Annotated in this window: 22 protein-coding genes; 10 read left to right on the top strand and 12 right to left on the bottom strand. The window is 68.7% G+C overall.

Annotation, left to right across the window (positions count from 1 at the left end; translation table 11 throughout):
- Positions 1-37: 37 nt before the first annotated feature.
- Complete coding sequence (gene purU / locus CFB39_RS15505) at positions 38-922, top strand: formyltetrahydrofolate deformylase (protein WP_089426344.1); 885 nt, start codon at positions 38-40, stop codon at positions 920-922.
- 110 nt (positions 923-1,032) lie between these two features.
- Here the strand turns inward: purU and CFB39_RS15500 are convergent, their stop codons facing one another.
- Both CFB39_RS15500 and uvrA read right to left on the bottom strand, forming a co-directional pair.
- Positions 1,033-2,118: an AI-2E family transporter gene (locus CFB39_RS15500; RefSeq protein WP_174973068.1), complete on the bottom strand. Its 1,086-nt coding sequence runs from the start codon at positions 2,116-2,118 to the stop codon at positions 1,033-1,035.
- Between the two features lie 248 nt (positions 2,119-2,366).
- A complete protein-coding gene (gene uvrA, locus CFB39_RS15495; RefSeq protein ID WP_089473576.1) occupies positions 2,367-5,252 on the bottom strand; it encodes an excinuclease ABC subunit UvrA in 2,886 nt (961 codons plus the stop codon).
- A gap of 274 nt (positions 5,253-5,526) precedes the next feature.
- On the opposite strand from uvrA, the gene CFB39_RS15485 reads away from it, so the two are divergent.
- The 9 genes from CFB39_RS15485 (at position 5,527) to CFB39_RS15445 (ending at position 13,381) form a co-directional block, all read left to right on the top strand.
- Positions 5,527-6,714, top strand: coding sequence for an MFS transporter (locus CFB39_RS15485; RefSeq protein ID WP_089473575.1), 1,188 nt, complete (start codon positions 5,527-5,529; stop codon positions 6,712-6,714).
- Positions 6,715-6,815: 101 nt separating this feature from the next.
- The gene (locus CFB39_RS15480) at positions 6,816-7,367 is read left to right on the top strand and encodes a single-stranded DNA-binding protein (RefSeq protein WP_089473574.1); all 552 of its coding nucleotides are present in this window, start codon (positions 6,816-6,818) and stop codon (positions 7,365-7,367) included.
- A 119-nt stretch (positions 7,368-7,486) separates the two neighbouring features.
- Entirely contained in the window at positions 7,487-8,035 is a 549-nt protein-coding gene (mug, locus tag CFB39_RS15475; protein WP_089473573.1) for a G/U mismatch-specific DNA glycosylase, read from the top strand.
- Positions 8,022-8,645 (top strand): DNA-3-methyladenine glycosylase, encoded by a 624-nt coding sequence (locus tag CFB39_RS15470; RefSeq protein WP_089473572.1) that lies wholly within the window; start codon positions 8,022-8,024, stop codon positions 8,643-8,645. The genes mug and CFB39_RS15470 overlap by 14 nt, the downstream gene beginning before the upstream one ends.
- Before the next feature lie 102 nt (positions 8,646-8,747).
- Positions 8,748-9,512 (top strand): ParA family protein, encoded by a 765-nt coding sequence (locus CFB39_RS15465; protein ID WP_039345972.1) that lies wholly within the window; start codon positions 8,748-8,750, stop codon positions 9,510-9,512.
- 501 nt (positions 9,513-10,013) lie between these two features.
- Complete coding sequence (gene phaP / locus CFB39_RS15460) at positions 10,014-10,598, top strand: TIGR01841 family phasin (RefSeq protein WP_089473571.1); 585 nt, start codon at positions 10,014-10,016, stop codon at positions 10,596-10,598.
- A gap of 325 nt (positions 10,599-10,923) precedes the next feature.
- On the top strand, positions 10,924-12,105 hold the full coding sequence (locus tag CFB39_RS15455) for an acetyl-CoA C-acetyltransferase (protein ID WP_089473794.1): 1,182 nt from the start codon (positions 10,924-10,926) through the stop codon (positions 12,103-12,105).
- Between the two features lie 217 nt (positions 12,106-12,322).
- Positions 12,323-13,066 carry an acetoacetyl-CoA reductase gene (gene phbB, locus CFB39_RS15450; protein WP_041492959.1) on the top strand — a complete coding sequence of 248 codons (744 nt, stop codon included), beginning with the start codon at positions 12,323-12,325 and terminating at the stop codon, positions 13,064-13,066.
- Between the two features lie 108 nt (positions 13,067-13,174).
- Positions 13,175-13,381, top strand: coding sequence for a hypothetical protein (locus CFB39_RS15445; protein ID WP_089473570.1), 207 nt, complete (start codon positions 13,175-13,177; stop codon positions 13,379-13,381).
- 90 nt (positions 13,382-13,471) lie between these two features.
- On the opposite strand, the gene CFB39_RS15440 is transcribed toward CFB39_RS15445, so the two are convergent.
- The 10 genes from CFB39_RS15440 to CFB39_RS15395 all read right to left on the bottom strand — a co-directional run bounded on the left by CFB39_RS15440 (position 13,472) and on the right by CFB39_RS15395 (position 23,854).
- Positions 13,472-13,819 carry a hypothetical protein gene (locus CFB39_RS15440; RefSeq protein ID WP_089426337.1) on the bottom strand — a complete coding sequence of 116 codons (348 nt, stop codon included), beginning with the start codon at positions 13,817-13,819 and terminating at the stop codon, positions 13,472-13,474.
- Positions 13,803-14,282 (bottom strand): hotdog family protein, encoded by a 480-nt coding sequence (locus CFB39_RS15435; RefSeq protein WP_089473569.1) that lies wholly within the window; start codon positions 14,280-14,282, stop codon positions 13,803-13,805. The genes CFB39_RS15440 and CFB39_RS15435 overlap by 17 nt, the downstream gene beginning before the upstream one ends.
- Positions 14,282-15,097: a beta-ketoacyl synthase chain length factor gene (locus tag CFB39_RS15430; RefSeq protein WP_089473568.1), complete on the bottom strand. Its 816-nt coding sequence runs from the start codon at positions 15,095-15,097 to the stop codon at positions 14,282-14,284. Before CFB39_RS15430 ends, CFB39_RS15435 begins: the two co-directional genes overlap by 1 nt.
- Positions 15,098-15,105: 8 nt before the next feature.
- Positions 15,106-16,317 (bottom strand): beta-ketoacyl-[acyl-carrier-protein] synthase family protein, encoded by a 1,212-nt coding sequence (locus CFB39_RS15425; RefSeq protein ID WP_089473567.1) that lies wholly within the window; start codon positions 16,315-16,317, stop codon positions 15,106-15,108.
- A gap of 63 nt (positions 16,318-16,380) precedes the next feature.
- Positions 16,381-17,274, bottom strand: coding sequence for a polysaccharide deacetylase family protein (locus CFB39_RS15420; protein ID WP_089473566.1), 894 nt, complete (start codon positions 17,272-17,274; stop codon positions 16,381-16,383).
- Complete coding sequence (locus tag CFB39_RS15415; protein WP_089473565.1) at positions 17,271-19,748, bottom strand: MMPL family transporter; 2,478 nt, start codon at positions 19,746-19,748, stop codon at positions 17,271-17,273. Before CFB39_RS15415 ends, CFB39_RS15420 begins: the two co-directional genes overlap by 4 nt.
- Positions 19,748-20,404 (bottom strand): outer membrane lipoprotein carrier protein LolA, encoded by a 657-nt coding sequence (locus tag CFB39_RS15410; RefSeq protein WP_089473564.1) that lies wholly within the window; start codon positions 20,402-20,404, stop codon positions 19,748-19,750. The genes CFB39_RS15415 and CFB39_RS15410 overlap by 1 nt, the downstream gene beginning before the upstream one ends.
- Positions 20,401-21,390, bottom strand: coding sequence for an acyl-CoA synthetase (locus CFB39_RS15405; RefSeq protein WP_089473563.1), 990 nt, complete (start codon positions 21,388-21,390; stop codon positions 20,401-20,403). The genes CFB39_RS15410 and CFB39_RS15405 overlap by 4 nt, the downstream gene beginning before the upstream one ends.
- Positions 21,387-23,141 carry an acyl-CoA synthetase family protein gene (locus tag CFB39_RS15400; RefSeq protein ID WP_089473562.1) on the bottom strand — a complete coding sequence of 585 codons (1,755 nt, stop codon included), beginning with the start codon at positions 23,139-23,141 and terminating at the stop codon, positions 21,387-21,389. The genes CFB39_RS15405 and CFB39_RS15400 overlap by 4 nt, the downstream gene beginning before the upstream one ends.
- Positions 23,142-23,191: 50 nt before the next feature.
- A complete protein-coding gene (locus CFB39_RS15395; protein ID WP_089473561.1) occupies positions 23,192-23,854 on the bottom strand; it encodes a hypothetical protein in 663 nt (220 codons plus the stop codon).
- Between the last annotated feature and the right edge of the window lie 344 nt (positions 23,855-24,198).

Here is a 24,198-nt window from a genome sequence, read left to right as displayed (position 1 = left end):
CAATTTGACGAATACGGAAACGAAGGGAGTAGCGGTCATGCCGACCGATCACAGCTTTATCTTGAAACTGTCGTGCCCCGACCGGCACGGCATCGTCCATGCGGTCTCGGGCTTCCTGTTCGAGCGCAGCAACAACATCCTCGATTCGGCGCAGTTCGGCGACAGCCGTACCAGCGAATTCTTCATGCGCGTGCACTTCGAGCAGGACGGCGGCGGCGCGGATGCCGCGACGGCGCTCGACACGCTTCGCAAGGAGTTCGCGCCGCTCGCCGAGCAGTTCTCGATGCGCTGGGAAATGCATGACGCGGCCGTGAAGCCGCGCGTCGTGATCATGGTGTCGAAGATCGGCCACTGCCTGAACGACCTGCTGTTCCGCTATCGCACCGGCCAGCTGCCGATCGAGATCCCGGCGATCGTGTCGAACCACAAGGAGTTCTACCAGCTCGCCGCGAGCTACAACATCCCGTTCCATCACTTTCCGCTGATCGGCGGCTCGTCCGATGCCGCGAAGGCCGCGCAGGAAGCGCGCGTGCTGGAAGTGATCGACGAGCACCAGGCCGATCTGGTCGTGCTCGCGCGCTACATGCAGATCCTGTCGCCGAACCTGTGCAAGCAGCTCGCCGGCCGCGCGATCAACATCCACCATTCGTTCCTGCCGAGCTTCAAGGGCGCGAAGCCGTACTACCAGGCGTTCGACCGCGGCGTGAAGCTGATCGGCGCGACCGCGCACTACGTGACGACCGATCTCGACGAAGGCCCGATCATCGAGCAGGAAGTCGAGCGCGTCGACCACAGCATGACGCCCGACCAGCTGACCGCGATCGGCCGCGACGTCGAATGCGTGACGCTCGCGCGCGCGGTGAAGTGGCACGTCGAGCACCGGATCGTGCTGAACGGGACGAAGACGGTCGTGTTCCGCTGATGTGTTGAGTGCCGATTGCCGGCCGTCGGCTGGCGGGCAATCACAGACAAAAACGCCGCGCCCTTCACGGGGCGCGGCGTTTTTTTATCGCTGTTGGTGGGCGGGCTGCTTCAGATCAGCCGCAGCAGGTACAACTCGCGTTTCAGGTACGCGTAGAAGATCGGCGCGGCGATCACGCCCGGCAGCCCGAACGCGGCCTCCATGATCAGCATCGCGAGCAGCAGCTCCCATGCGCGTGACTCGATCTGGCCGCCGATGATCTTCGCGTTCAGGAAGTATTCGAGCTTGTGGATGACCACGAGGAACGCCAGCGACGCGATCGCGGTGCCCATGCTGACCGACAGCGACACGGCGACGATCAGCGTGTTCGAGATCAGGTTGCCGATCACGGGCAGCAGGCCGACGATGAACGTGACGAGCACGAGCGTTTTCGACAGCGGCAGCCGCTGGTGGAAGATCGGCAGCGCGACGAGCAGGTAGATGCCCGTGAACACCGCGTTGATCGCCGAGATCTTGATCTGGGCGAACACGATCCGGCGGAATGCGTCGGCGAAGCGCGACACGCGCGTGACGAGCGCGGTGGACAGCGGCCGGCGTACCTTGCCGTGCTCGACGCCGATCGCGATCATCGCGCCGATGATCATCCCGAACAGCACGTGGCCGAAGCCGCGCGCGACGCTCTTGCCGCTTTGCTGGAGCTGGTCCATGTGCGAGTGCATCAGCACGGCGGCCTTCGTCTTCATCTGCTCGACGTCGACGGGCAGCAGGTTCGCGATCCAGGCCGGCGTGCGGGCGCGGGTCTGCTCGACGATCTGCATCAGCTGGTCGAGCAGGCTTTGCAGGTTCGGCACCGTGCGCTCGAAGTGTTCGATGATGCCGATCGTCAGGCCCGTCAACGCGCCGACGATCGCGATCGACAGCAGCACGACGGCGACCCAGCGCGCGCGCATGCTCGTGGTGTGGCGTTCGATCACGGGGGCGATCGTATGGATCAGCTGGTAGACCAGCAGGCCGGCCAGCAGCCCGCCGAGCAGCTTGAGTTCGATCACGAGCCACATCGCTAGGATCGCGAACGCATAGCTGCCGATCTCGAGCGCCGACAGCTTCGGCAGGCTGAAGTCGCTCGTCAGCCGCACGCTGCGCAGGTGCGGTTCGCGATTCTGCGCATCGCGCGACGAGTCTGGTTGCTTCTCCATCGTGGATTCCTGTCGTTCGTGTGTCATGCCGCGGAATGCGCGGCAGAGCCGTGTTCGCCCGGCGCCGCACCGGATTGGTGCGTACGGCGAACCTTACGACCGTAAAGTATAGCTGCCATTATGGTCCGCAACGGGGCCGTTTGGCGCATGGTGTAAACGCAGGAGGGAAAACGAGAAGGGGCCGGTTCGGCGGGGCGCAAGGGCGCGCGGCCGGGCGGCCGCGCGGGAGGGGAGGCAGGCGGGACGCGTCAGCCGGCCGCGACCTTGCGGGCCGTGCGCTTGAGCAGCGGCGCGAGGTATTTGCCGGTGAAGCTCGCCTTCGTCTTCGCGACCTGCTCGGGCGTGCCCTGCGCGATGATCTGGCCGCCGCCGGCACCGCCTTCGGGGCCGAGGTCGATCACCCAGTCGGCCGTCTTGATCACGTCGAGGTTGTGCTCGATGATCACGACCGTGTTGCCCTGGTCGCGCAGCCGGTGGATCACTTCCAGCAGCAGGGCGATGTCGTGGAAGTGCAGGCCGGTGGTCGGTTCATCGAGGATGTACAGCGTGCGGCCGGTGTCGCGCTTGGAGAGCTCGAGCGACAGCTTCACGCGCTGCGCCTCGCCGCCCGACAGCGTCGTGGCCGACTGGCCGAGGCGGATGTAGCCGAGGCCGACGTCGAGCAGCGTCTTCAGCTTGCGCGCGATGACCGGCACCGCGCTGAAGAATTCGTACGCGTGCTCGACCGTCATGTCGAGCACTTCGCTGATGTTCTTGCCCTTGTACTGCACTTCGAGCGTTTCGCGGTTGTAGCGCTTGCCGTGGCACACGTCGCACGGCACGTAGACGTCCGGCAGGAAGTGCATTTCCACTTTCAGCACGCCGTCGCCCTGGCACGATTCGCAGCGGCCGCCCTTCACGTTGAACGAGAAACGGCCCGGATCGTAGCCGCGCTCCTTCGAGGTCGGCACGCCCGAGAACAGCTCGCGGATCGGCGTGAACAGGCCCGTATACGTGGCCGGGTTCGAGCGCGGCGTGCGACCGATCGGCGACTGGTCGACGTTGATCACCTTGTCGAAGTGCTCGAGGCCCTCGATCGCCTCGTGCGGCGCCGGCTCGGCCGACGAGCCGTACAGGTGGCGCGCGACCGCGTGATACAGCGTGTCGTTGATCAGCGTCGACTTGCCGGAGCCCGACACGCCGGTGATGCAGGTCAGCAGGCCGACCGGCAGCTCCAGATCGACGTGCTTCAGGTTGTTGCCGTGCGCGTCGACGATGCGCAGCATCCGCTCGGGATCGGGGGCCAGCCGCTCGTCCGGGTACTCGATCGTGCGCTTGCCGACCAGGTACTGGCCGGTGAGCGACTGCGGGTTCGACTGCACCTGCTTCGGCGTGCCCTCGGCCACGATCACGCCGCCGTGCTCGCCGGCGCCCGGACCCATGTCGACGACGTAGTCGGCCGTGCGGATCATGTCCTCGTCGTGCTCGACGACGATCACCGAGTTGCCGAGGTCGCGCAGGTGCTTGAGGGTCGCGATCAGGCGGTCGTTGTCGCGCTGGTGCAGGCCGATCGACGGCTCGTCGAGCACGTACATCACGCCCGTGAGGCCCGAGCCGATCTGCGACGCGAGCCGGATGCGCTGCGCCTCGCCGCCCGACAGGGTTTCCGCGCTGCGCTCGAGCGACAGGTAGTCGAGGCCGACGTTGTTCAGGAAGGTGAGGCGCGCGACGATTTCCTTGATGACCTTGTCGGCGATCTCGCGCTTCGCGCCGTCGAGCGACAGGCCGTCGAAATAGCCGAGCGCGTCGCGCAGCGGCCAGCCGCTGATTTCGAAGATGCCGCGCGCGTAGTCACCCGTGCCGATTCGCACGTGGCGCGCTTCGCGGCGCAGGCGCGTGCCGTCGCATGACGGGCACGGCTGGTTGTTCTGGTACTTCGACAGCTCTTCGCGCACCGCGACCGAATCGGTCTCGCGGTAGCGGCGCTCGAGGTTCGGGATGATCCCTTCGAACACGTGCTCGCGGATCGTCGTGCGGCCGCGCTCGTTGATGTACGAGAACGGGATCGTCTGCTTGCCCGAGCCGAACAGCAGCACCTTCCGGATCTTTTCCGGCAGATCCTCGAACGCGGCGTCGATGTCGAATTCGTAGAACGCCGCGAGACTCTGCAGCATCTGGAAGTAGAACTGGTTGCGGCGGTCCCAGCCTTTCACGGCGCCGGCGGCGAGCGACAGCGACGGGTGCGCGACGACCCGCTTCGGGTCGAAGAACGTGATCTGGCCGAGGCCGTCGCATTCCGGGCACGCGCCCATCGGGTTGTTGAACGAGAACAGGCGCGGCTCGAGCTCCTGCAGCGAGTACGAGCAGATCGGGCACGCGAACTTCGAGCTGAACAGGTACTCGCGGTCGGTGTCCATCTCGAGCGCGATCGCGCGGCCGTCGGCGAGGCGCAGCGCCGTCTCGAACGATTCGGCGAGCCGCTGCTTCATGTCCGGGCGCACCTTGAGACGATCGACGACGACGTCGATCGTGTGCTTGTCGTTCTTCTTCAGCTTCGGCAGCGACTCGACCTCGTAGATCTTCGCGACGCCTTCGTTCGCGGCGCCGCCGCCCGAGCGCACGCGAAAGCGCACGAAACCCTGCGCCTGCATGTCCTCGAACAGCTCGGCATGCTCGCCCTTGCGGTCCGCGACGACGGGCGCGAGGATCATCAGCTTGGTTTCCTCGGGCAGCGCGAGCGCCGCGTCGACCATCTGCGACACGCTTTGCGCTTCCAGCGGGATGTCGTGGTCGGGGCAGTACGGCGTGCCGACACGTGCGAACAAAAGTCGCAGGTAGTCGTGGATTTCCGTGACCGTGCCGACGGTCGAACGCGGGTTGTGGGACGTCGCCTTCTGCTCGATCGAGATCGCCGGCGACAGGCCTTCGATCAGGTCGACGTCGGGTTTCTCCATCAGCTGCAGGAACTGGCGGGCATACGCGGACAGGCTTTCGACGTAGCGGCGCTGGCCTTCGGCATAAAGGGTATCGAACGCGAGCGACGACTTGCCCGATCCGGACAACCCGGTAATCACGACCAGCTTGTGGCGCGGCAGGTCGAGATTGACGTTTTTCAGGTTGTGGGTACGCGCCCCACGGATGCGGATCTGTTCCATGAACCTGGCGAAAATGGAGGGAACCAAACCTGCTACTATAACGGCTTTTCGAGGCCGTCGTTTGGGGTCCCCAGCCTTAGCAGCAGGTGGCAGCAAGATGGCGCCTGCGCCGGGAAAAGTGGCCGCAGCGGCCGCGCCGCGCGGTTCCGGGCGGCCTGCGGGCTGCCTGAATCCTGCCCCGACGTGTTGCCGGCCAAGCCTCCCGGCCCGCTGGTCCTGATCTTCCGCCGCCCGGTGTCGGGCGGACATTCCGATCATTCGAAATTCATTCCCGATGTCCAATCCGTCTGCCACGTCTTCCCGCATGACCGCGCCCGAATTGCGCGCGACCACGTCGCTCGCGGCGATCTTCGCGCTGCGCATGCTCGGCCTGTTCATGATCATGCCGGTGTTCTCGGTCTACGCGAAAACCATCCCGGGCGGCGACAACGTGCTGCTCGTCGGCATCGCGCTCGGGGCTTACGGCGTCACGCAGTCGCTGTTCTATATCTTCTATGGCTGGGCGTCCGACAAGTTCGGCCGCAAGCCGGTGATCGCGACCGGCCTCGTGATCTTCGCGATCGGCAGCTTCGTCGCCGCGTCCGCGCACGACATCACGTGGATCATCGTCGGCCGCGTGATCCAGGGGATGGGCGCGGTGTCGTCCGCGGTGCTCGCGTTCATCGCCGACCTGACCTCCGAGCAGAACCGCACGAAGGCGATGGCGATGGTCGGCGGCTCGATCGGCGTGTCGTTCGCGGTCGCGATCGTCGGTGCGCCGATCGTGTTCCACTGGGTGGGGATGAGCGGGCTGTTCGCGATCGTCGGCGTGCTGTCGATCCTCGCGATCGGCGTCGTGCTGTGGATCGTGCCCGATGCGGCCAAGCCCGTGCACGTGCCCGCGCCGTTCGCCGAGGTGCTGCACAACGTCGAGCTGCTGCGCCTGAACTTCGGCGTGCTGGTGCTGCACGCGACGCAGACGGCGCTGTTCCTCGTCGTGCCGCGCCTGCTCGTCGACGGCGGCCTGCCGGTCGCCTCGCACTGGAAGGTCTACCTGCCGGTGATGGGGCTCGCGTTCGTGATGATGGTCCCGGCGATCATCGTCGCGGAAAAACGGGGCAAGATGAAGCCGGTGCTGCTCGGCGGCATCCTGGCTATCCTGATCGGCCAATTGCTGCTGGGCAGCGCGCCGCATACCATCCTGATTGTGGCGGCGGTTCTTTTCGTCTACTTCCTCGGCTTCAACATCCTGGAAGCGTCGCAGCCGTCGCTCGTGTCGAAGCTCGCGCCCGGTTCGCGCAAGGGCGCGGCCACGGGTGTTTACAACACCACGCAGTCGATCGGGCTCGCGCTCGGCGGCATCGTGGGCGGCTGGCTGCTGAAGCACGGTGGGGCCAATATGGTCTTCTACACGTGCTCGGGGCTCGTTGCCGCGTGGCTTATAATCGCGGCCAGCATGAAAGCGCCGCCGCGCAAGGCCTGAACTTACTTCGGGCAGGCCCCGGCGACTTTCGCCGGCTTGCCCGGCGGGCCGCACCGACAGCATGAGCGGGCGGCCCGGCATCGAATTTACTGGAGAAACACATGGCATCCGTCAACAAGGTCATCCTCGTCGGCAATCTCGGCGCCGATCCTGAAGTCCGTTACCTGCCGAGCGGCGACGCGGTTGCGAACATCCGTCTCGCGACGACCGACCGCTACAAGGACAAGGCTAGCGGCGATTTCAAGGAAATGACCGAGTGGCATCGCGTCGCGTTCTTCGGTCGCCTGGCGGAAATCGTCAGCGAGTACCTGAAGAAGGGTTCGTCGGTCTATATCGAAGGCCGCATCCGCACGCGCAAGTGGCAGGGTCAGGACGGCCAGGACCGTTACTCGACCGAAATCGTCGCTGACCAGATGCAGATGCTCGGCGGCCGCGGTGCGGGCGGCGGCGGCGGTGGTGGCGGTGACGAAGGCGGTTACGGCGGCGGCTACGGTGGCGGCGGTGGCCGTGGCGAGCAGATGGAGCGTGGCGGTGGCGGCGGCGGTCGTGCCGGCGGCGCAGCGCGTGGCGGTGCAGGCGGCGGCGCGCAAAGCCGTCCGAGCGCACCGGCAGGCGGCGGCTTCGACGAGATGGACGACGATATTCCGTTCTGATCGGCAAGTCGGCATCCCGCACACGATGGGCCCGAACGTCCGAGTCAAGCCAGCTGCTTGGCCCGGGCCTTCGGGCCTTGTTTCGTTTACGTCGATGTTCCTTGCTCGCCAGGCAAACCGTGGCTGACGAACTTCCCGACCTCATCGCTCCGCATCTCGACGTGCTGTTTTGCGGGATCAACCCGGGCCTGACCGCGGCCGCCACCGGGCACCACTTCGCGGGGAGAAGCAACCGCTTCTGGCGCGTGATCCATCTCGCGGGCTTCATGCCGGCGGAAATCTCGCCGCAGGACGATCGCGCGATTCTTCGATATGGCTGCGGCCTGACCGCGGTGGTGAAGCGGCCGACCGCGAGCGCCGATCAGCTTTCGCGCGCGGAATTCATCGCCGCGGCTGCGGAGTTCGACCAGAAGCTGGCGCGCTACGCGCCGCGCTTCGTCGCCTTTCTCGGCAAGGCGGCGTACTCCGCGCTTTCCGGGCAGCGAGAAATCGAGTGGGGGCTGCAACCGGCCCGGATGCAGGGGGCGAGCGTCTGGGTGCTGCCCAATCCGAGCGGGCGAAACCTCGCGTTCGGCCTCGACGATCTGGTCGACGCATACCGTCAGCTTCGTCTGCAGGCGAAGGCCGTTTCCGGTCTCCAACTGGAGGGGCAGGATGCGGCGCGGTGAACCCTCGCCCCGGTGGCCGGGCACCGTGCTGCCGCGCGCATTCTTCGACCGAGTCGCCACCGACGTTGCGCCGCAACTGCTGAACAAGATCCTCGCGGCCGCGGACGGCCGTGCCGGGCGGATCGTCGAAGTGGAAGCCTATGCCGGTGCGATCGACCCGGCTGCGCATACCTACCGCGGCAAGACGCTGCGCAATGCGACGATGTTCGGGCCGCCGGGGCACCTGTACGTCTATTTCACCTATGGCATGCACTGGTGCTGCAACTGCGTGTGCGGCCCGGATGGCGCGGGAACGGGCGTGCTGATTCGCGCGCTCGAGCCGCTGCAAGGGCTCGAACAGATGCGTGCGGCACGGCCACCGCGGACGCGCGATCGCGACCTGTGCCGGGGGCCGGCACGGCTGACCCAGGCGATGGGGATCACCGGCGCGCACGACGGTGTCGACCTGATCGGTGCGCACGAAGGGTTCGCGATCGTCGAGGATGGCATCGCGCCGCCCGCCGATCTGGCGGGCGGGCCGCGCATCGGCATTCGTGTCGGCACGGATCTGCCGTGGCGCTGGAGCGTGGCGGGCAACGAGTACGTATCGGGGCCGGTGACGCGCCGCTGATACACCCCGTGCCAGAATGCGCACAATTCGACCTGCGTCACGCGACCGCCATTATTGACCGGCTAAGCTTGTCTTTTCGACGTATTCGATCGAGGAGACACAATGCGGCGGGTGGTATTCAACCAGAAGGGCGGCGTGGGCAAATCGACGATCGTCTGCAACCTGGCGGCGATCAGCGCGAGCGAAGGGCTGCGCACGCTCGTCATCGACCTCGATGCGCAGGCGAACTCCACGCGCTACCTGCTCGGCGACGCCGCAGCCGACGCGCAGCCGGGTGTCGCCGATTTCTTCGAAACCGCGCTGACCTTCAACTTCCGCCCGGTCGACGTCGCGTCGTTCATTCATCCGACCCCGTTCGAAGGGCTCGACGTGATGCCCGCGCATCCGGAGCTCGACACGCTGCACGGCAAGCTCGAGTCGCGCTACAAGATCTACAAGCTGCGCGACGCGCTGAACGAGCTCGACACCTACGACGCCGTGTATATCGACACGCCGCCCGCGCTGAATTTCTATACGCGCTCGGCGCTGATCGCGGTCGAGCGCTGCCTGATCCCGTTCGACTGCGACGATTTCTCGCGCCGAGCGTTGTACACGCTGCTCGAGAACGTGAAGGAAATCCAGCAGGACCACAACGCGGCGCTCGAGGTGGAAGGGATCGTGATCAACCAGTTCCAGCCGCGGGCGAGCCTGCCGCAGCGGCTGGTCGACGAACTCGTCGAGGAAGGGCTGCCGGTGCTCGCGTCGAGGTTGTCGGCGTCGGTGAAGATTCGCGAGTCGCATCAGCAGTCCAAGCCAGTGATCCATCTGGAACCCGGGCACAAGCTCGCGCAGGAGTTCCTCGCGCTGCATCGCGAACTGGCCGGCTGATTCCGCACCTGCCTGACGAATCCGCGGCCGCATCATGCGGCCGTTTTTTTATTGCGACCGTAATTCATCCGATCATTGATTTCGTCATTAATAATCCCGAAAACGATTTCATAATAAATCCAGAAAAACGATTACATAAGTGATCGCTACATTTTCAATGCGCCCCGGTTTTCTAATAAACGGAATAATGAATTGGTAAATGTTGCGCAACGTCATGATCCGTTATCCTGTAAAAAGGTAAAAATGCATTGCGGGACGGAGTGCATGCGCCGCCTCGTCTGCGATGTCGGCGCATCCCGGGTTCCAGCGATCGTCTGGATGGGAATAAGGGTTTACACCTAGCATTAATGCCATTTAATTGACAATTAATCGATCTAGAATGGGTTCCTTCAACTTCCCGCACTCAAATAAGTGCCGGGTTGTCAATAAGGAAGCCTGCTGTCGATCCGGCTTCCAATTTTCTTTACGTCGTCTCTCGCATTGCTAACAGGAGCGTGCCCGATGTCCGTATTTGCCCCCGAAAAAATCAACGCCGAATATCAATCCGGTATTGCAGCGTGGTTCGCGATTGCCCGTCCGGCGATCCAAGGTTTCGAGGCTGTCGTCGAACTCAACCTGCAAGCGGCCCGGACGGCGCTCGAGGAATACGAGGACAAGCTGAAGAACGCATTCAACAGCAGCAACCCGGCCGTGGGCTTCGCGCAGCAAGTCGCTGCACCGCAGGAAGCGGCCGGCAAGGCCGTGTCGTACGGTCGCCATCTGTTCGACATCGCGGTGTCGACGCAGTCCGAATGGGCGAAGGTCGCGCAAGCGCAATACGAACAGAACGACAAGCGCCTGAAGGACGTGCTCGGCGAACTGTCGAAGCATGCGCCGGCCGGCTCGGCACCGGTGGTGGCCGCGCTGAACTCGGCGCTGTCGGCGGCGACCGCCGCAGCCGATTCGGTTCGCGCCGCGACCGGCCAGGCAATCGAAGCCGCGCAGAGCGGCTTCGATGCGGTCAGCGAAACGGCCACGCGTGGCGCGAAGCAAACGGCTGCCGCCGCACGCAAGGACGCCGCGGCCGCACGCGAATCGGCTGCGTAATCGCGTAGCCACGCAAGCACGTGTCGCGCACGGGCGCGACACGCGCAAGCACGTGTCGCGCACGGGCGCGACACGAATTGATCGGCGCCGGATGGCGCCGGACGCCGCGTGTGCCGCGTGGCGTCCGGCGAACGTCCGGTATGCCGCAAGGCGCCGGTGAACCGGCGAGCCGTACCGGTGTGCCGCCCGTTCGAACGGGTGCCGCGCGCTCTACGGCGGCGTGCGATCGCTATCGCGCCGAATGGCCCGGGATGCGCGATCGCCAGCCGAGGCCGGCACGCGCCGGCGTCAAAACGACGAACTGATTTCGATGCAGGAACTGGACATGACGGATGTAGTGATCGTATCGGCCGCGCGGACCGCGGTCGGCAAATTCGGCGGCTCGCTTGCGAAGATTGCGGCGCCCGAGCTGGGCGCGACGGTGATCCGCGCGGTGCTGGAGCGTGCGGGCGTGAAGCCCGAGCAGGTCAGCGAAGTGATCATGGGCCAGGTGCTGACGGCCGGTTCCGGGCAGAACCCGGCGCGGCAGTCGCTGATCAAGGCCGGGCTGCCGACGGCAGTGCCGGGGATGACGATCAACAAGGTGTGCGGCTCGGGCCTGAAGGCCGTGATGCTGGCGGCGAACGCGATCGTCGCGGGCGACGCGGACATCGTGATCGCGGGCGGCCAGGAGAACATGAGTGCGTCGCCGCACGTGCTGCCGGGCTCGCGCGACGGGTTCCGGATGGGCGATGCGAAGCTGGTCGACACGATGATCGTCGACGGCCTGTGGGACGTGTACAACCAGTATCACATGGGCATCACGGCGGAGAACGTCGCGAAGGAATATGGGATCACGCGCGAGGAGCAGGACGCGTTCGCGGCGCTGTCGCAGAACAAGGCGGAAGCCGCGCAGAAGGCCGGCCGCTTCGACGATGAAATCGTGCCGGTGGCGATTCCGCAACGCAAGGGCGAGCCGCTGCAGTTCGCCACCGACGAATTCGTGCGTCACGGCGTGACGGCGGAATCGCTGGCCGGGCTGAAGCCGGCGTTCTCGAAGGACGGCTCGGTGACGGCGGCGAACGCGTCGGGGCTGAACGACGGCGCGGCGGCGGTGCTGGTGATGTCGGCGCAGAAGGCGGCGGCACTGGGCCTGACGCCGCTGGCGCGAATCAAGGCGTATGCGAACGCGGGCGTGGATCCGAGCGTGATGGGGATGGGCCCGGTGCCGGCATCGCGCCGGTGCCTGGAGCGCGCGGGCTGGACGCCGGGCGACCTGGACCTGATGGAGATCAACGAGGCATTCGCGGCGCAGGCGCTGGCGGTGCACAAGCAGATGGGTTGGGACACGTCGAAGGTGAACGTGAACGGCGGGGCGATCGCGATCGGGCATCCGATCGGCGCGTCGGGTTGCCGGATCCTGGTGACGCTGCTGCACGAGATGGCCAAGCGCGATGCGAAGCGCGGGCTGGCGTCGCTGTGCATCGGCGGCGGGATGGGTGTCGCGCTCGCGGTCGAGCGCGCCTGAGCAGGGTCTGACGACTCGTCCCGCGTGCGGCAGCGGCCAGCACCGCACGCGGGCGCAGCGGTTTTCGCGCACGACAAGCAGTCAACAACAAGCGCGAGGTGCCGGTGCGTGCCGCACCCGCGACGCGGGCGGCTGCGCATCGAAGCGGTGGGGCGGCAGCGTGAGCGACGCCGCCGCTCCGCCTTGATCGATTACTTTTTTGTCGGTAATTAATAGGATGACTAAGCGAATTGCAGTAGTGACTGGTGGAATGGGCGGCCTCGGCGAAGCGGTCAGCATCAGGTTGAACGACGCGGGCCACCGGGTAGTCGTCACGTATTCGCCGAACAACACCGGCGCGGACCGCTGGCTGACCGAGATGCACGCGGCCGGCCGCGAGTTCCACGCGTATCCGGTGGACGTGGCCGATCACGATTCGTGCCAGCAATGCATCGAGAAGATCGCGCGGGACGTCGGCCCGGTCGACATTCTCGTGAACAACGCGGGCATCACACGCGACATGACGCTGCGCAAGCTCGACAAGGTCAACTGGGATGCGGTGATCCGCACCAACCTCGATTCCGTGTTCAACATGACGAAGCCGGTCTGCGAAAGCATGGTCGAGCGCGGCTGGGGCCGCATCGTCAACATCTCGTCGGTGAACGGCTCGAAGGGGTCGGTCGGCCAGACCAACTATGCGGCCGCGAAGGCCGGCATGCACGGCTTCACGAAATCGCTCGCGCTCGAGATCGCGCGCAAGGGCGTGACGGTGAACACGGTGTCGCCGGGCTACCTCGCGACGAAGATGGTCACGGCGATCCCGCAGGACATCCTCGACTCGAAGATCCTCCCGCAGATTCCGGCGGGCCGGCTCGGCAAGCCCGAGGAAGTCGCGGCGCTGGTGGCTTACCTGTGCTCGGAGGAGGCCGGCTTCGTGACGGGCTCCAACATCGCGATCAACGGCGGCCAGCACATGCATTGACGCGGGGCGGCCCGGCGGCGTGCGCGCACCTGCCGGGCCGCGTTCCGCACTATCCAGTGCCGAGGCGGCGGCAGGCGCGCCGCTTCGGCTTCGCATTCCGGAGAAGGCATGGGCGATACCTGCATGGGACTCGCGATCGGCGGCACGGCACTGGCCGTCGCGCTGACGATGGCAATCTCGCTCTACTGGCTCGAGCGGCGCCGTGCGCGGCTGCTGCGCAACTTCGATCATCGCGATTGCTCGCTCGTCGCGTACGGCAGGTGCTTCGCACGCGGGCGGGCCCGGCCGGCACGCCGCCTGCGCGGCGCGCGTTGACGGCGGCGGCATTGCGGCAGTGACGCGTCAGGATTGACGAGCGGTCACGCATCGCGCGCCTGCCTGCGGCGATGCGCGCGATGCCCTTGATCAATCGTTCTTTTCGCTCTTTCCACCCGACTCGCCCGAGTCGTTCTTGTGGAAGATCCGCTTCGTCGTGCGCTTGGTGGCATCCCAGCCTTCGCGCGACGCGTGTGCGACCCCGTGCCCGACGGCCTTCGCGGCGCTCGCGGTCGCGTGGCCGAAGCTGCGGGCCGCCTCGCCGGTCTTGTGCGCGGCTTCCTTCGAATCGCGCTTGATGTCCTGCTTCACTTCCGACATGTCCGCGTGCGCGATCGGGCTGATCAGCGCCAGAACGAGCGCGGTGCCAATGAACTGACGAACTTTCACGACCTGGTTTCCTTCTCTTGAGTAAGCGGCTTCATCGAGGATTCGCATCGCCGGCTGCCAACGCGTCGAGCATCACCGCGGCGCGGCCGGACAGCAGTACGCGATCGCCGCAGCGCAGTGCGAAGCCGTACAGCACCGAGCGGGCGTCGCCGCTCACGCGTTCCGCCTCGACGACGAGCAGCTGCGCGAACGTGTCGAGCCGGTCGACGAATGCGTCGACGTTGCGCACGCTCGCCAGATAGCCGACGCGCGGGCGCGCTTCGTGCGCACCGAGCAGCGCGCCGTGCACGGCCATCGCCTGCGCCGCGTATTCGATCCCGCAGACGGAGGCAAGCCGTCCGTGCGAGCGCAGCGGGTTGTGCGGATCACGGTGGCTCGTCGCGGTGCAGCGGATGCGGGCGGCATCCCAAGCATCGACCGTATCGAGCACGCACATCGCGCCGCCGTGCGGAATGTGCGCGGCGATCCATGCATGGTCGAGCGGCGGCGCGAGCGGGCTCGTCGCGGTCATCACGCGCGCTCCGCGAACGTGTCCGGCATCGCGACGTCGACCTGCATGCGCGTATCGGCCAGGTAGTCGAGCACGACGCGCGTCGAACGCTGCGCGGCGATGGCGTCGAGCAGCGGCAGCACGCGCGCGGCTGGATTGCCGGCGCGCAGTGCGTCGAGTTCGGCACGCGCGAGCGGCGTGGCGGGCGCGTCGGCGAGCTGCACGTCGATGCGGGCGAGCGCTCGCTCGCTTGCTTCGGGCGCGAGCACGAGTGCCACGCCGAACGCGTCGCCGATCGGGCGCACTGCGTGCAGCGGTTCCGGATAGTCGGTGTCGTACGCGATCAGCAGGGTCGGCACGCGATCGACCACGACCTGGCACAGGCTTTCCAGCAGGCCCGCGGCAAAGCTGCCGTCGTGCGCGCACAGCACGTTCGACGTCGCCATCGCGCGGGTCGCGATGCTCCAGTAGCCGGCCGGTGCGTTGTGCACGGAGTTGTGGAAGCGCGTCGGCGACAGCTGGCGATCGTCGCCCGCCAGCGTCTCGCAGATCGCGTGGCAATTCTGGCCGTCGCCGCCCGACGCGCTGAACACGGTCGCGAGCGTCGCGGCGTCGCGTCCGCTCGCGGCCGCCGCTTCGTGGCCGACCGCGAGCGCCACGCGCACGACGGGGCCGGTGCGGCGGCGCTCGGCCGACGGCAGGCCGGCCGGCGGCGGCAGCTCGGTGCGGGCGGGCGCATACGGCACGCGGCCGGCGAGCACGTCGGCCGCGTGCGGCCAGTCGTTCAGTCCGGGCCCGATGAGGCCGATGCTTTCGATGAAGGCGGTGAGTGTCATGGCGGGCCTCAACGGCGGGCGTGGTCGGCGCGGCCGAGGATCAGGCTGCAATTCGTGCCGCCGAAGCCGAACGAATTGGACAGGACGGCGCGCACGCGGGTATCGCGGCTCGCGAGCACGTAATCGGCGGCGAGTGCCGGGTCGGGCTGTGTCGTGTTGACGCCGGCCGGCACGAACTGCTCGCGCAACGCGAGCGCGGCGACGACGGCCTCGAGCGCACCCGCCGCGCCGAGCGTATGGCCGGTCGCTCCCTTCGTCGAGCTGCACGGCGTGCTGGCGAACAGCGCGCCGATCGCTCGGCTTTCGGCCGCGTCGTTGCTCGGCGTCGCGGTGCCGTGCAGGTTCACGTAGTCGATGTCGGTTGCACCCAGGCCGGCGGATGCTAGCGCCTGCTCGATCGCGACGCGCGCGCCGAGCCCGTCCGGATGCGGCGACGACATGTGATGCGCGTCGCTCGATTCGCCGATGCCGAGCAGCAGGATCGCATCGGCGTCGCGTGCGGCGGGCGGCTCCGGCACGCGTTCGACGAGTGCGAACGCGGCGGCTTCGCCAATCGAGATGCCGTCGCGCGCGACGTCGAACGGCCGGCACGGCTGGCGGGACAGCAGCTCGAGCGAATTGAAGCCGTACAGCGTCGTCAGGCACAGCGAATCGACGCCGCCGACGACGGCCGCGTCGATCAAGCCCGCCTCGATCATGCGGCGCGCGGAGCCGAACACTTTCGCGCCGGACGAGCACGCGGACGAGATCGCCATCGCCGGCCCGCGCAGCGCGAAAAACGCGCGCACGAACGCGGCCGGCGAATACGGGTTGTGCGTGTGCGCGTAGCGGAAGTCGGCGGGCAGCGCGCCGCTCGCGGGATCGCGGCGTTGGTACGCGTGCTCGGTTTCGAGGATGCCGGCCGTGCTCGTGCCAATGAATACGCCGACGCGCGCCGCGCCGTAGCGCGTGACGGCTGCCGCGACGCGTGCGTCGAAGCCGTCCTGCGTGAGGCCGAGTTGCGCGAGGCGGTTGTTGCGGCACGCGAAGTCGGCGAGATCGGCCCGCACGGGCTGCGCATCGACGCCGTCCACCGCGCCGATCCACGTGTCGAGATCCGCACCTTCGAAGTCGCAGGGTGTGAGCCCGCCGCGCGCGTCGCGCAGCGCATCGAGGGTCGCATCGAGGCCGCGGCCGAGGCAGCTGGTGGCGGTGAAGTGCGAGAGCAGGAGAGGTTTCACGAGGGTCGCATCCGGTGGCCGGAACGGGCGCCGCAGCAGGGCTGGCACGCGCGCCGTTCGAGGTCAGATTTTATCAAACGGGGGTGCCGAATTGGCCGGGTCGCCCGGCCCGCCGGGCGGCTGCGGCGCGAGCGCCGCGCGCAGCGTGGTCCAGTGCAATTGCGCATCGGCAGCCGCGCGCAGCACCGCTTGCAGCACGTCGAGCACGACCGGTTCGCCGCGCGCATCGCGCGCCGCGTGGCCGTCGTGCACGAGCAGGATGTCGCGCGCGGCGAGGCCGTGCAGCAGGCGGCGCGTGACGGTCGCCGCATCGCGTGCGCGTGTGTCGAAGCCGCGCCGCGTCCAGCTCGCCAGCTGCAGGCCGAGCTCGCACAGCACCGGCTCGAGAAACGGGTTGCGCAGGCCGGCCGGCGCACGGAAGAACAGCGGGCGTGTGCCGGCGAGCTCGGTCAGCGTCTGCTGCGCGGCCGCGATCTCGCGCCGCAGCGCGGCGGGCCCCGACAGCGAGAACGTGTGGCGGTGCCGCTGGCTGTGGTTCTCGATCGCGTGACCGCGTGCGACGATCGCCTCGATCCAGCGCGGATGACGGCGCGCGAGATCGCCGATGCAGAAGAACGTCGCGCGCGCGTCGTAACGGTCGAGCAGGTCGAGCACGCGCGGCGTGACGTTCGGGTCCGGGCCGTCGTCGATCGTCAGCGCGATGCGGCGGCCGGCGTTGGCCGGCAGGCGCGTCCAGTTCGGGCCGAGCAGCGTGCTGCGCGGCCACAGGCCGGCGGCGGTCAGCGCGAGATGCGACGCGACCACGCCGCCGACCGCCCACGGCCACGCGGCTGGCTGCGCGACGACGGCCGCCGCCGCGCCCGCATGCAGCGCGGCCGTGCCCGCGATCAGCGGCGTCGGCTTCCAGCGGCGCGTATCGCCGGGCTGTCGCGACGGAGCGGACGACGGCGCGTTCATGCGCGGCCTCCTCGATGACGGTTGATGGCCATACCGTCAGCCGCGCGCGGCGCGAGAATCGCCGCGAACGCGAGCGCGAGCATCGCGCCCGGGCCGACGGTCAGCCCGAAGGTTTCGAGCAGCGGCACGCGCGACAGCGCCAGCAGCCCGAAGCCGGCGACCGTCGCGAGGTTCGCGATCAGCAGCGACACGAGCGTGTACGGCGTGACGGGCTGCGCGTCGTCGCGCTTGCAGAAGAACAGCGCGTAGTTGGAGCCGACCGCGACGATCAGCAGCATCCCGACGAGATGCAGGATCGTCAGCTGCACGCCGGCGAGCGCGAAGCCGGCCGTCACGACCAGCACGGCCGCGACGAGCGGCGCGAGCGCGCGCACGGCGCGGCGCGGCGAGCGCAGCGCGATCAGCAGCAGCACGGCGATCGCGGCAAAACCCGCGAGCGACAGCCGGAGGTCCTCGTGCACGTAGCTCACGTACAGGCGATCGGCTTCGGCCTTCATGTCGACGAACAGCGCATCGGGAACGCCCGCGCGCGCGACGGCTTCGCGAATCGGCGTGGCATCGAGACTCGATGCCGGTTGCGCGGCGCGGGAGGCATCCGGCGCGCGCAGCGGCAGCATCGCGCTCCAGCGGCCGTCGCGTTCGGTCAGCAGCGCATCGACGGCGAGCGCCATCGACGTGGCGCGCAAGTCCGCGCGCGTCAGCAGCGGTGCGTGGCGCGCGGCCCCGACGTCGGTGATGAACGGTGCGAACAGGTCGGGCTTGACCGCGATCGGCTGGTTCGCGACGGCGTCGCGCATCCGCGCGGCGAGCACGTCGGTATCCGGCAGGCTCGCCTGGCGTGCGCGCTGCGTGGCGTCGCTCGGCAGGTAGCGCGCGGGGTTTTCGAAGCCGGCGAGCGCGCCCCGGTCGACGAGCGGCTGCAATTGCGCGGCTACCTTTTCGGCGCCTTCGAGCGCGGCCTGTTCGGTCGATGCGGAAATCACGACGAGATAGCGCACATCGGGCGCGCCGACATCGGCGCGCAGCCGCGCGTCGAGCGCCTGCGCTTGCGCCGGCACGGGGCTGAGCGCGGCGAGCTCGCGGCTCCACAAACCGTCGCGATGCAGCACGAGCGTCGCGGCCGCGGCGATCACCAGTGCAGCGAGCGGCCAGCGCAACCGCGGCGCGGCGTCGGCCGCACGCGCGAGCACGGCGCCGACGCGCGACACGTCGCGGATCGCGACCTGCTCGCCGCGCAGGTGCGGCAGCACGAAGCGCGTGACGAGCGCGGCGGCCGTCAGCCCGACGATCGAATACAGCCCGAGTTGCACGAGGCCCGGGAATCCGGAGAACAGCATCGACGCGAACCCGCACACGGACGTCAGCACGCCGAGCCGGATCGTCGGCCAGTACGCGGCGACCCATGCGCGCGTCGCGTCGGCCGGGCGCGCCGTGCCGCGCGTGCCGGCCTGCGCCGATTGCACGAACAGGTAGATCGAATAGTCGACGGCTTCGCCGATCAGCGTCGTGCCGAAGCCGAGCGTCAGCCCGTGGACCGTGCCGAACGCGAGGCTGACCGCCGCGATGCCAGCCGCGACACCCGTCAGCACCGGCAGCAAGCCGAGCGCGAGCGTGCGCGGCGAACGGTACAGCGTCAGCAGCAGCGCGACGATCAGCACGACGCTCGCCGTCGACAGCCGCTCGACGTCGTGCCGGATCGTGTCACGCGTGTCGACCGAGAACACGCCGGGGCCCGTCATCGCGAGCGTGGTCGCGGCGGCGTTCGGCACGGCCTGCCTGGCGGCAGCGAATGCATCGCGCACGGTGTGGATCGCGCGGGCCTGCGCGTCGGTGTCGGACCCGGCGGCGGCCGTCTGCACGACGAGCACCGCGCGCGTGCCGTCGCGCGATGCCCACACGCCGTCGCGGCTCGCCGGTTCCGCCGCGCTGTCGAACTGGTCGACGAGCGTGGCGACTTCGCCGGTCGGGTCGCGCGGCAGCATCGCCTTGGCCACGAGGCCGGCCGACGAACTCAGCAGGTCGAGGCTGTCGCCGAGCGCCTGATGCAGGCCGGCGGCGCTGAAGCGCTGCGGCGTGACGGCGGGGCTCAGCAGGTAGCGGTGATCGAAGATGAACTGGCGATCGCGCGCGTCGTTCGCGGCTTCGCCGTTGTGAACGGCCGCGAATTGCGGATCGGTGCGTAGCGCGCCGGCGACGCGTCGCGACAGCGCGGCGCGCGTCGTGGCATCGCCGCCGTCGATCGCGACCAGGATCAGCCGCGACACGACGCCGTCGCGCAACTGGTCGACGAGCACGCGCTGCCCGGCGCTCGGCGCGCTCGGCAGGAACGCGGACAGGTCGGCCGTGAAGTGCGCGCGCCCGATCGCGACGCCGCATGCGATGAGCGCGAGCAGCCACACGAGCACGGCACGCTGCCGCAGCGCGTGCCGGCGGCGCGCGACCGGTGACGCGGGGGGCCGGGTGCGTTCGTCCATCAGTTCGGGTTCGCCGGAACGGGTTGCAGCCGCATCACCGAGCGGTCGCCATCCGCCTGCCGGATCGCGACGCTGCGCAACACGTCGCGCGTGCCGTCGAGCGTGATCGTGCTGACGACCTTCAGCATCCGCGAGTCGAGCGGCGTGAGCGTCAGCGTCCAGTCGTCGCCGCGCCCGGCGAGCGCGACCTTATACACCTGTTCGAGCGCGAAGCGGTTGCCGGCGAGCGTCGCGCGGATGCTGTCGATGAACGCGCCGAGTTCCGGATAGCGTGCGAGCGCGAGCGTGAACTTGCGGTTGTTGCGCTCGACGGTGAGCATGTCGCCGTCGACGACGAGGTGTTCGGGCTTCGGGCTCAGCGTGTGCTTCTCGAGATGGTCGGGCGCGACGAACACGAGTTCGCCCGACGACTCGACCGGCTGCGTCGCGATCGACAGGGTCTTCGTCTCGGTGAATGTCGCGCGCCCCGACTTGTGTTGCGCAAGCGTCGACATCAACCGGTCGAGATTCCACGCCGGCGCCGTGTCGGCCGGTTGCGCGGGCGTTGCAGCCAGCGCGGCCATGGCGGCGGTTGCCGCGACGGCGACGGCCAGCGTGCGGACGGCGCGACGCAGCGTGGACGGGAGCGTGGGCAGGCAGCGGCGAACGGCGGTCATGCGTCGGAATCCCTCGTGGCGGCCAGGCCGGCACCGGCGCATGCAGCGTCGCTGCGAGCGGTCACGGTTGCGGTCGCGGCATCGCCGCCTTGCCAGAAGTCGAAATAGTTGAACCAGTTGTACGGCGCCGCGCGGCAGTACTGGTCGAGCAGCGCGACGTAGCGCGCGAGTGCCGCGTCGACGGCCGCCGCGCGTGCGTCGCGCCGCACGTCGGAGAAATCGGCGAGCGTCTCGAAGTGCACATCGTAGCGGTTGCCGTCGCGATAGAGGCCCGTCATGAAGATCACCGGACGCTTCAACATCGCGGCCATGTAGAGCGGCCCGAGCGGGAACGCGGCCGGCGTGCCGAGCAGCGGCAGCCGCCGCAGCGACGCGGCCGCGTCGTCGAGCAGCGTGCGGTCGGCGAGCATGCCGACCATGCAGTTCGCGTCGAGGCGCTCGCGCACCTTCAGCATCGAGTCGACCTGCCCGAGCGGAATCACTTCCGGCTGCGCGGCGGGATTCACCGCGGCGAGCGTCGCGTTGATCTTGCGCGCGTTCTTCTCGTACATCGTCACGACCACGCGCAGGTCCGGGTGCGTGCGGCCGATCGCGCGCACGACCTCGAAGCTGCCGAGATGCGCGCCCATCAGGAACGCGCCGCGTCCGCCCGCGAGCGCGTCGTCGACGAGCGTTTCACCGTGCAGCCGGATGTCGAACAGGTCGAAGCGTCCGTTCATCAGGTAGATGCGGTCGTGGATCGTTGCCGCGAACGTGAACACGTGCCGGTACACGTCGCGCCAGCGCGCGGGGCGGCCGAGCACGCGGCGCAGGTAGTCGCGCGACGCCGCGCACGCGACCGGCGAGAACAGCACGAAATACGTCGCGATCAGATGCAGCACGACGCGCGCGCGCTGCCGGCCGAAGCGCAGCGAGATCCACGTCATCGCGCGCAGCAAGCCTGCGTTGCTGCGCTCCTGGCGTTCGGCCCACGCGGTGCGCTTCATGGCTGCGCGCCATCCTGCGCGGCCGGCGGCGCGGACAGCACGCCGCTCGCGACCTCGCGCGCCCCGGCGCGCAGCGTGAAGCGGATCGCACCGCTCGCCGCGGCGTCGTACGCGAGATCGAGCGGTTCGCCGGGCGCGACCGGGCTCAGGAATTTCGCGGACCCGAGCCGCCACGTGTGCAGCGGACGGTCGAGCGCCGCACCGATCGCATGGATCGCGTGATCGAGCAGCACGACGCCCGGCACGACCGGATGGCCGGGGAAGTGGCCGGGCAGTGCCGGGTGATCGGCGGGGATCGTGAACCCGAGCGCCGGCGCGGGCGTGCCGGCCGGGTCGCGGATGGGCGTCGGCGCGGCTGCGGTGCGCGCATGTTGCGCAACGAGCGCGGCGAGCACGTCGCGCGGCAGCTTGCCGGTTTCGTTGCGCGGCAGCGCGTCGACGAACACGAGCGGGCGCGGCATGAACGCGGGATCGATCCGCTCGCGCAGCGCGCGCTGCAGATCGGCGGCCGCGAGCGTCGGCGCGACGACCAGCGCGACGAGGCGCGTGACCGGTTCGAGGCCCGCGCCGGCGTGGGCGGGTGCGGGTGCGGCTTCGTCGGGCATGAAGAATACGCCGTCGATCACCTGCGCAATCGCATTGAGCTGATGGTTCAGGTACGCGAGCGACGTGCGCTTGCCGGCGATGTTGACGAGGTCGGCCTTGCGGCCGTGCAGCAGGAACCGGCCGTCGCCGAGCAGTTCGAGCGCATCGCCCATCGGCACGGGCGCCTCGACGTGCCCGCCCGACACCCAGATCGTCGGCTCGCCGTCGTCGCTCGCCGGTTCGTCGCGCGCGTCGAGCCGGATGCCCGGGAACAACGCCCAGGTCGCGCCTCGCGACGTGCGGCGGGTCGCGATCTGGCCGGTTTCGGTGCTGCCGTAGATCTCGACGAGCGGCGCGTCGAGCGCGGCCTCGGCTTCACACGCGAGCTTTTCCGACAACGGCGCGGTGGCCGACAGCACGAGCGCGGCAGGCGGCAGCGCTTGGCCGGCCGCCAGCAGCGCACGCAGATGGATCGGCGACGTGACGAGCACGCGCGGCTGCGGGATCGCAGCGAGTTCGTCGCGAATGTCGACCGGGTAGAACGGCTGGCGATTGCTGAACGCGAGGCCGCCGATCAGCGCGAGCAGCACCGTCGACTCGAAGCCGTACATGTGCTGCGCGGGCACCGTGCCGATCAGCGTGGCCGCGCGGCCGTCGAGCAGCCCGAGGCGGTCGGCCGCCGCGCGCACGCAGCCGACCAGGAAGCCCCAGGTCTTGCGGTGCGGCACCGGCGCGCCGGTCGAGCCGGACGTGAACACGTAGGCCATGATCCGCGCCGCATCGATCTGCGGCACGACGAACGGCGCATCGCTCGCGCGCTCGCCGGGGGCGGCATCGGGGTACGCGAAGCGCGGCAGGTCGATCGCGCAGTCGGGTGCGTCGTGCAGGCAGAACGCGTCGGGCGCGAACGATGCGAGCTGGCGCACCATTTCCGGCGTGTGCGTCGACGGCAGCAGGCTGATCTTGCCGGCAACGAGTGCCGCGCACAGGCTGACCGCGAAGCGGTAACGGTCGCGGCACACGTTGAACACGTGGCCGCCGGCGGGCAGCGCGGCGGCCACGCGGGCGACGTCGGCGACGAATGCGCGCACGGTGACGGGCGCGCCGTCGCGCCAGGCGATCGTCTGGTCCGGCGACGAATGGAAAACCAGCGGGTGAGTCGGCATAAATCGGTCGAAACGGGAGCGAAGGCTGGCGCGGCGCGCCGGCCGTGAATTCATCGTGACGGCTGCGATGCGTGCGTCGTCGCGCGATACGCGCGCACCGCATCGACCATGCGCGGCCGCGGTTCGTGCGGCAGTGCGAAGCGCCGGCACGCATGCTCGGCGGCGAACATCACGGCGACGAGCGGCAGCGACAGGTAGTTCGCGAACGTCGACCACGTGACGATCGGCGCGGTCGCGAACAGCAGCGTCGACACGGCGGCGATCGCGACGAAGAACAGCGTCCACGCGAGCGTGATCTGCCGGGTGTAGCGCGCGACGGCCGGCGTGATCGCGCCGTGGATCATCGTCGCAAAGCGCGTGCAAAGCGGCACCTGGCCGGCGGCGAGCGTGCGGCCGAACAGCAGCGCCATCGCGAGGTTGAAACTCGCGTGTTCCAGATACAGGCCCCATTCGAAATGCCGGGCGAGCGGCACGCGCGCGGCCCACAGCACGGTGGCGGCAAGCAGCCACGCCGGCACGAGCCATGCGCGATGCGGCGAGCGCAGCGCCGCGCCGAGCGCGAGCAGCAGCGGCGGCACCAGCGCCATCGCGAGGCCGAAGCCGTGCGCGCCGGGTGTCGCGGCCGCGTAGTGCGCGCCGGCCTGGTACGCCGCGACGGCGCCGACCGCGGCGATGCCGCGAGCGACAGGCGCGACGGGCAGCAGCCGGCTCATCGGCGGCCTCCGCGCACACGGCGCGCGAACGCATGCCCGGCGGCCGGGCGGCAGCGGGCGGACGGGCGAACCGGAACGGAGCGGAAGGACGGGCGCGGCATGACTGGCGACATCGGGCGGATCGTGGCCGGACGCGGTGGTCGGGCCGTCAAACATCATATGAATGGCGGCCGGGACGCGGGTCCGGGCCGGTGGTCGGGCACGCTCATTTTAGGGCCGCGGCACCGCGTGTTCGGGGCGGGCGCGAACGGGTTTTGTAACCGATTGTATGGCGCGGGACGAACGGTTTCGCGGGGTCGGTCCATTTCCATCCAAAGCGGCTCAAGCGTCTCATGCATTCGGGT

The sequence above is a fragment of the Burkholderia sp. AU6039 genome (assembly GCF_002223365.1).
In the GTDB taxonomy this organism is placed as follows: Bacteria; Pseudomonadota; Gammaproteobacteria; order Burkholderiales; family Burkholderiaceae; genus Burkholderia.
The sequence above is the reverse complement of the archived record's forward strand: the minus strand, read 5'-3'. Positions and strand labels throughout refer to the sequence as shown.

Coding starts and splice junctions, on each gene's coding strand:
- purU (WP_089426344.1), top strand. CDS start 38: ATGCCGACCGATCACAGCTTTATCTTGAAACTGTCGTGCCCCGACCGG.
- CFB39_RS15500 (WP_174973068.1), bottom strand. CDS start 2,118: ATGGAGAAGCAACCAGACTCGTCGCGCGATGCGCAGAATCGCGAACCG.
- uvrA (WP_089473576.1), bottom strand. CDS start 5,252: ATGGAACAGATCCGCATCCGTGGGGCGCGTACCCACAACCTGAAAAAC.
- CFB39_RS15485 (WP_089473575.1), top strand. CDS start 5,527: ATGTCCAATCCGTCTGCCACGTCTTCCCGCATGACCGCGCCCGAATTG.
- CFB39_RS15480 (WP_089473574.1), top strand. CDS start 6,816: ATGGCATCCGTCAACAAGGTCATCCTCGTCGGCAATCTCGGCGCCGAT.
- CFB39_RS15470 (WP_089473572.1), top strand. CDS start 8,022: ATGCGGCGCGGTGAACCCTCGCCCCGGTGGCCGGGCACCGTGCTGCCG.
- CFB39_RS15465 (WP_039345972.1), top strand. CDS start 8,748: ATGCGGCGGGTGGTATTCAACCAGAAGGGCGGCGTGGGCAAATCGACG.
- phaP (WP_089473571.1), top strand. CDS start 10,014: ATGTCCGTATTTGCCCCCGAAAAAATCAACGCCGAATATCAATCCGGT.
- CFB39_RS15455 (WP_089473794.1), top strand. CDS start 10,924: ATGACGGATGTAGTGATCGTATCGGCCGCGCGGACCGCGGTCGGCAAA.
- phbB (WP_041492959.1), top strand. CDS start 12,323: ATGACTAAGCGAATTGCAGTAGTGACTGGTGGAATGGGCGGCCTCGGC.
- CFB39_RS15445 (WP_089473570.1), top strand. CDS start 13,175: ATGGGCGATACCTGCATGGGACTCGCGATCGGCGGCACGGCACTGGCC.
- CFB39_RS15440 (WP_089426337.1), bottom strand. CDS start 13,819: ATGCGAATCCTCGATGAAGCCGCTTACTCAAGAGAAGGAAACCAGGTC.
- CFB39_RS15435 (WP_089473569.1), bottom strand. CDS start 14,282: ATGACCGCGACGAGCCCGCTCGCGCCGCCGCTCGACCATGCATGGATC.
- CFB39_RS15430 (WP_089473568.1), bottom strand. CDS start 15,097: ATGACACTCACCGCCTTCATCGAAAGCATCGGCCTCATCGGGCCCGGA.
- CFB39_RS15420 (WP_089473566.1), bottom strand. CDS start 17,274: ATGAACGCGCCGTCGTCCGCTCCGTCGCGACAGCCCGGCGATACGCGC.
- CFB39_RS15415 (WP_089473565.1), bottom strand. CDS start 19,748: ATGGACGAACGCACCCGGCCCCCCGCGTCACCGGTCGCGCGCCGCCGG.
- CFB39_RS15410 (WP_089473564.1), bottom strand. CDS start 20,404: ATGACCGCCGTTCGCCGCTGCCTGCCCACGCTCCCGTCCACGCTGCGT.
- CFB39_RS15405 (WP_089473563.1), bottom strand. CDS start 21,390: ATGAAGCGCACCGCGTGGGCCGAACGCCAGGAGCGCAGCAACGCAGGC.
- CFB39_RS15400 (WP_089473562.1), bottom strand. CDS start 23,141: ATGCCGACTCACCCGCTGGTTTTCCATTCGTCGCCGGACCAGACGATC.
- CFB39_RS15395 (WP_089473561.1), bottom strand. CDS start 23,854: ATGAGCCGGCTGCTGCCCGTCGCGCCTGTCGCTCGCGGCATCGCCGCG.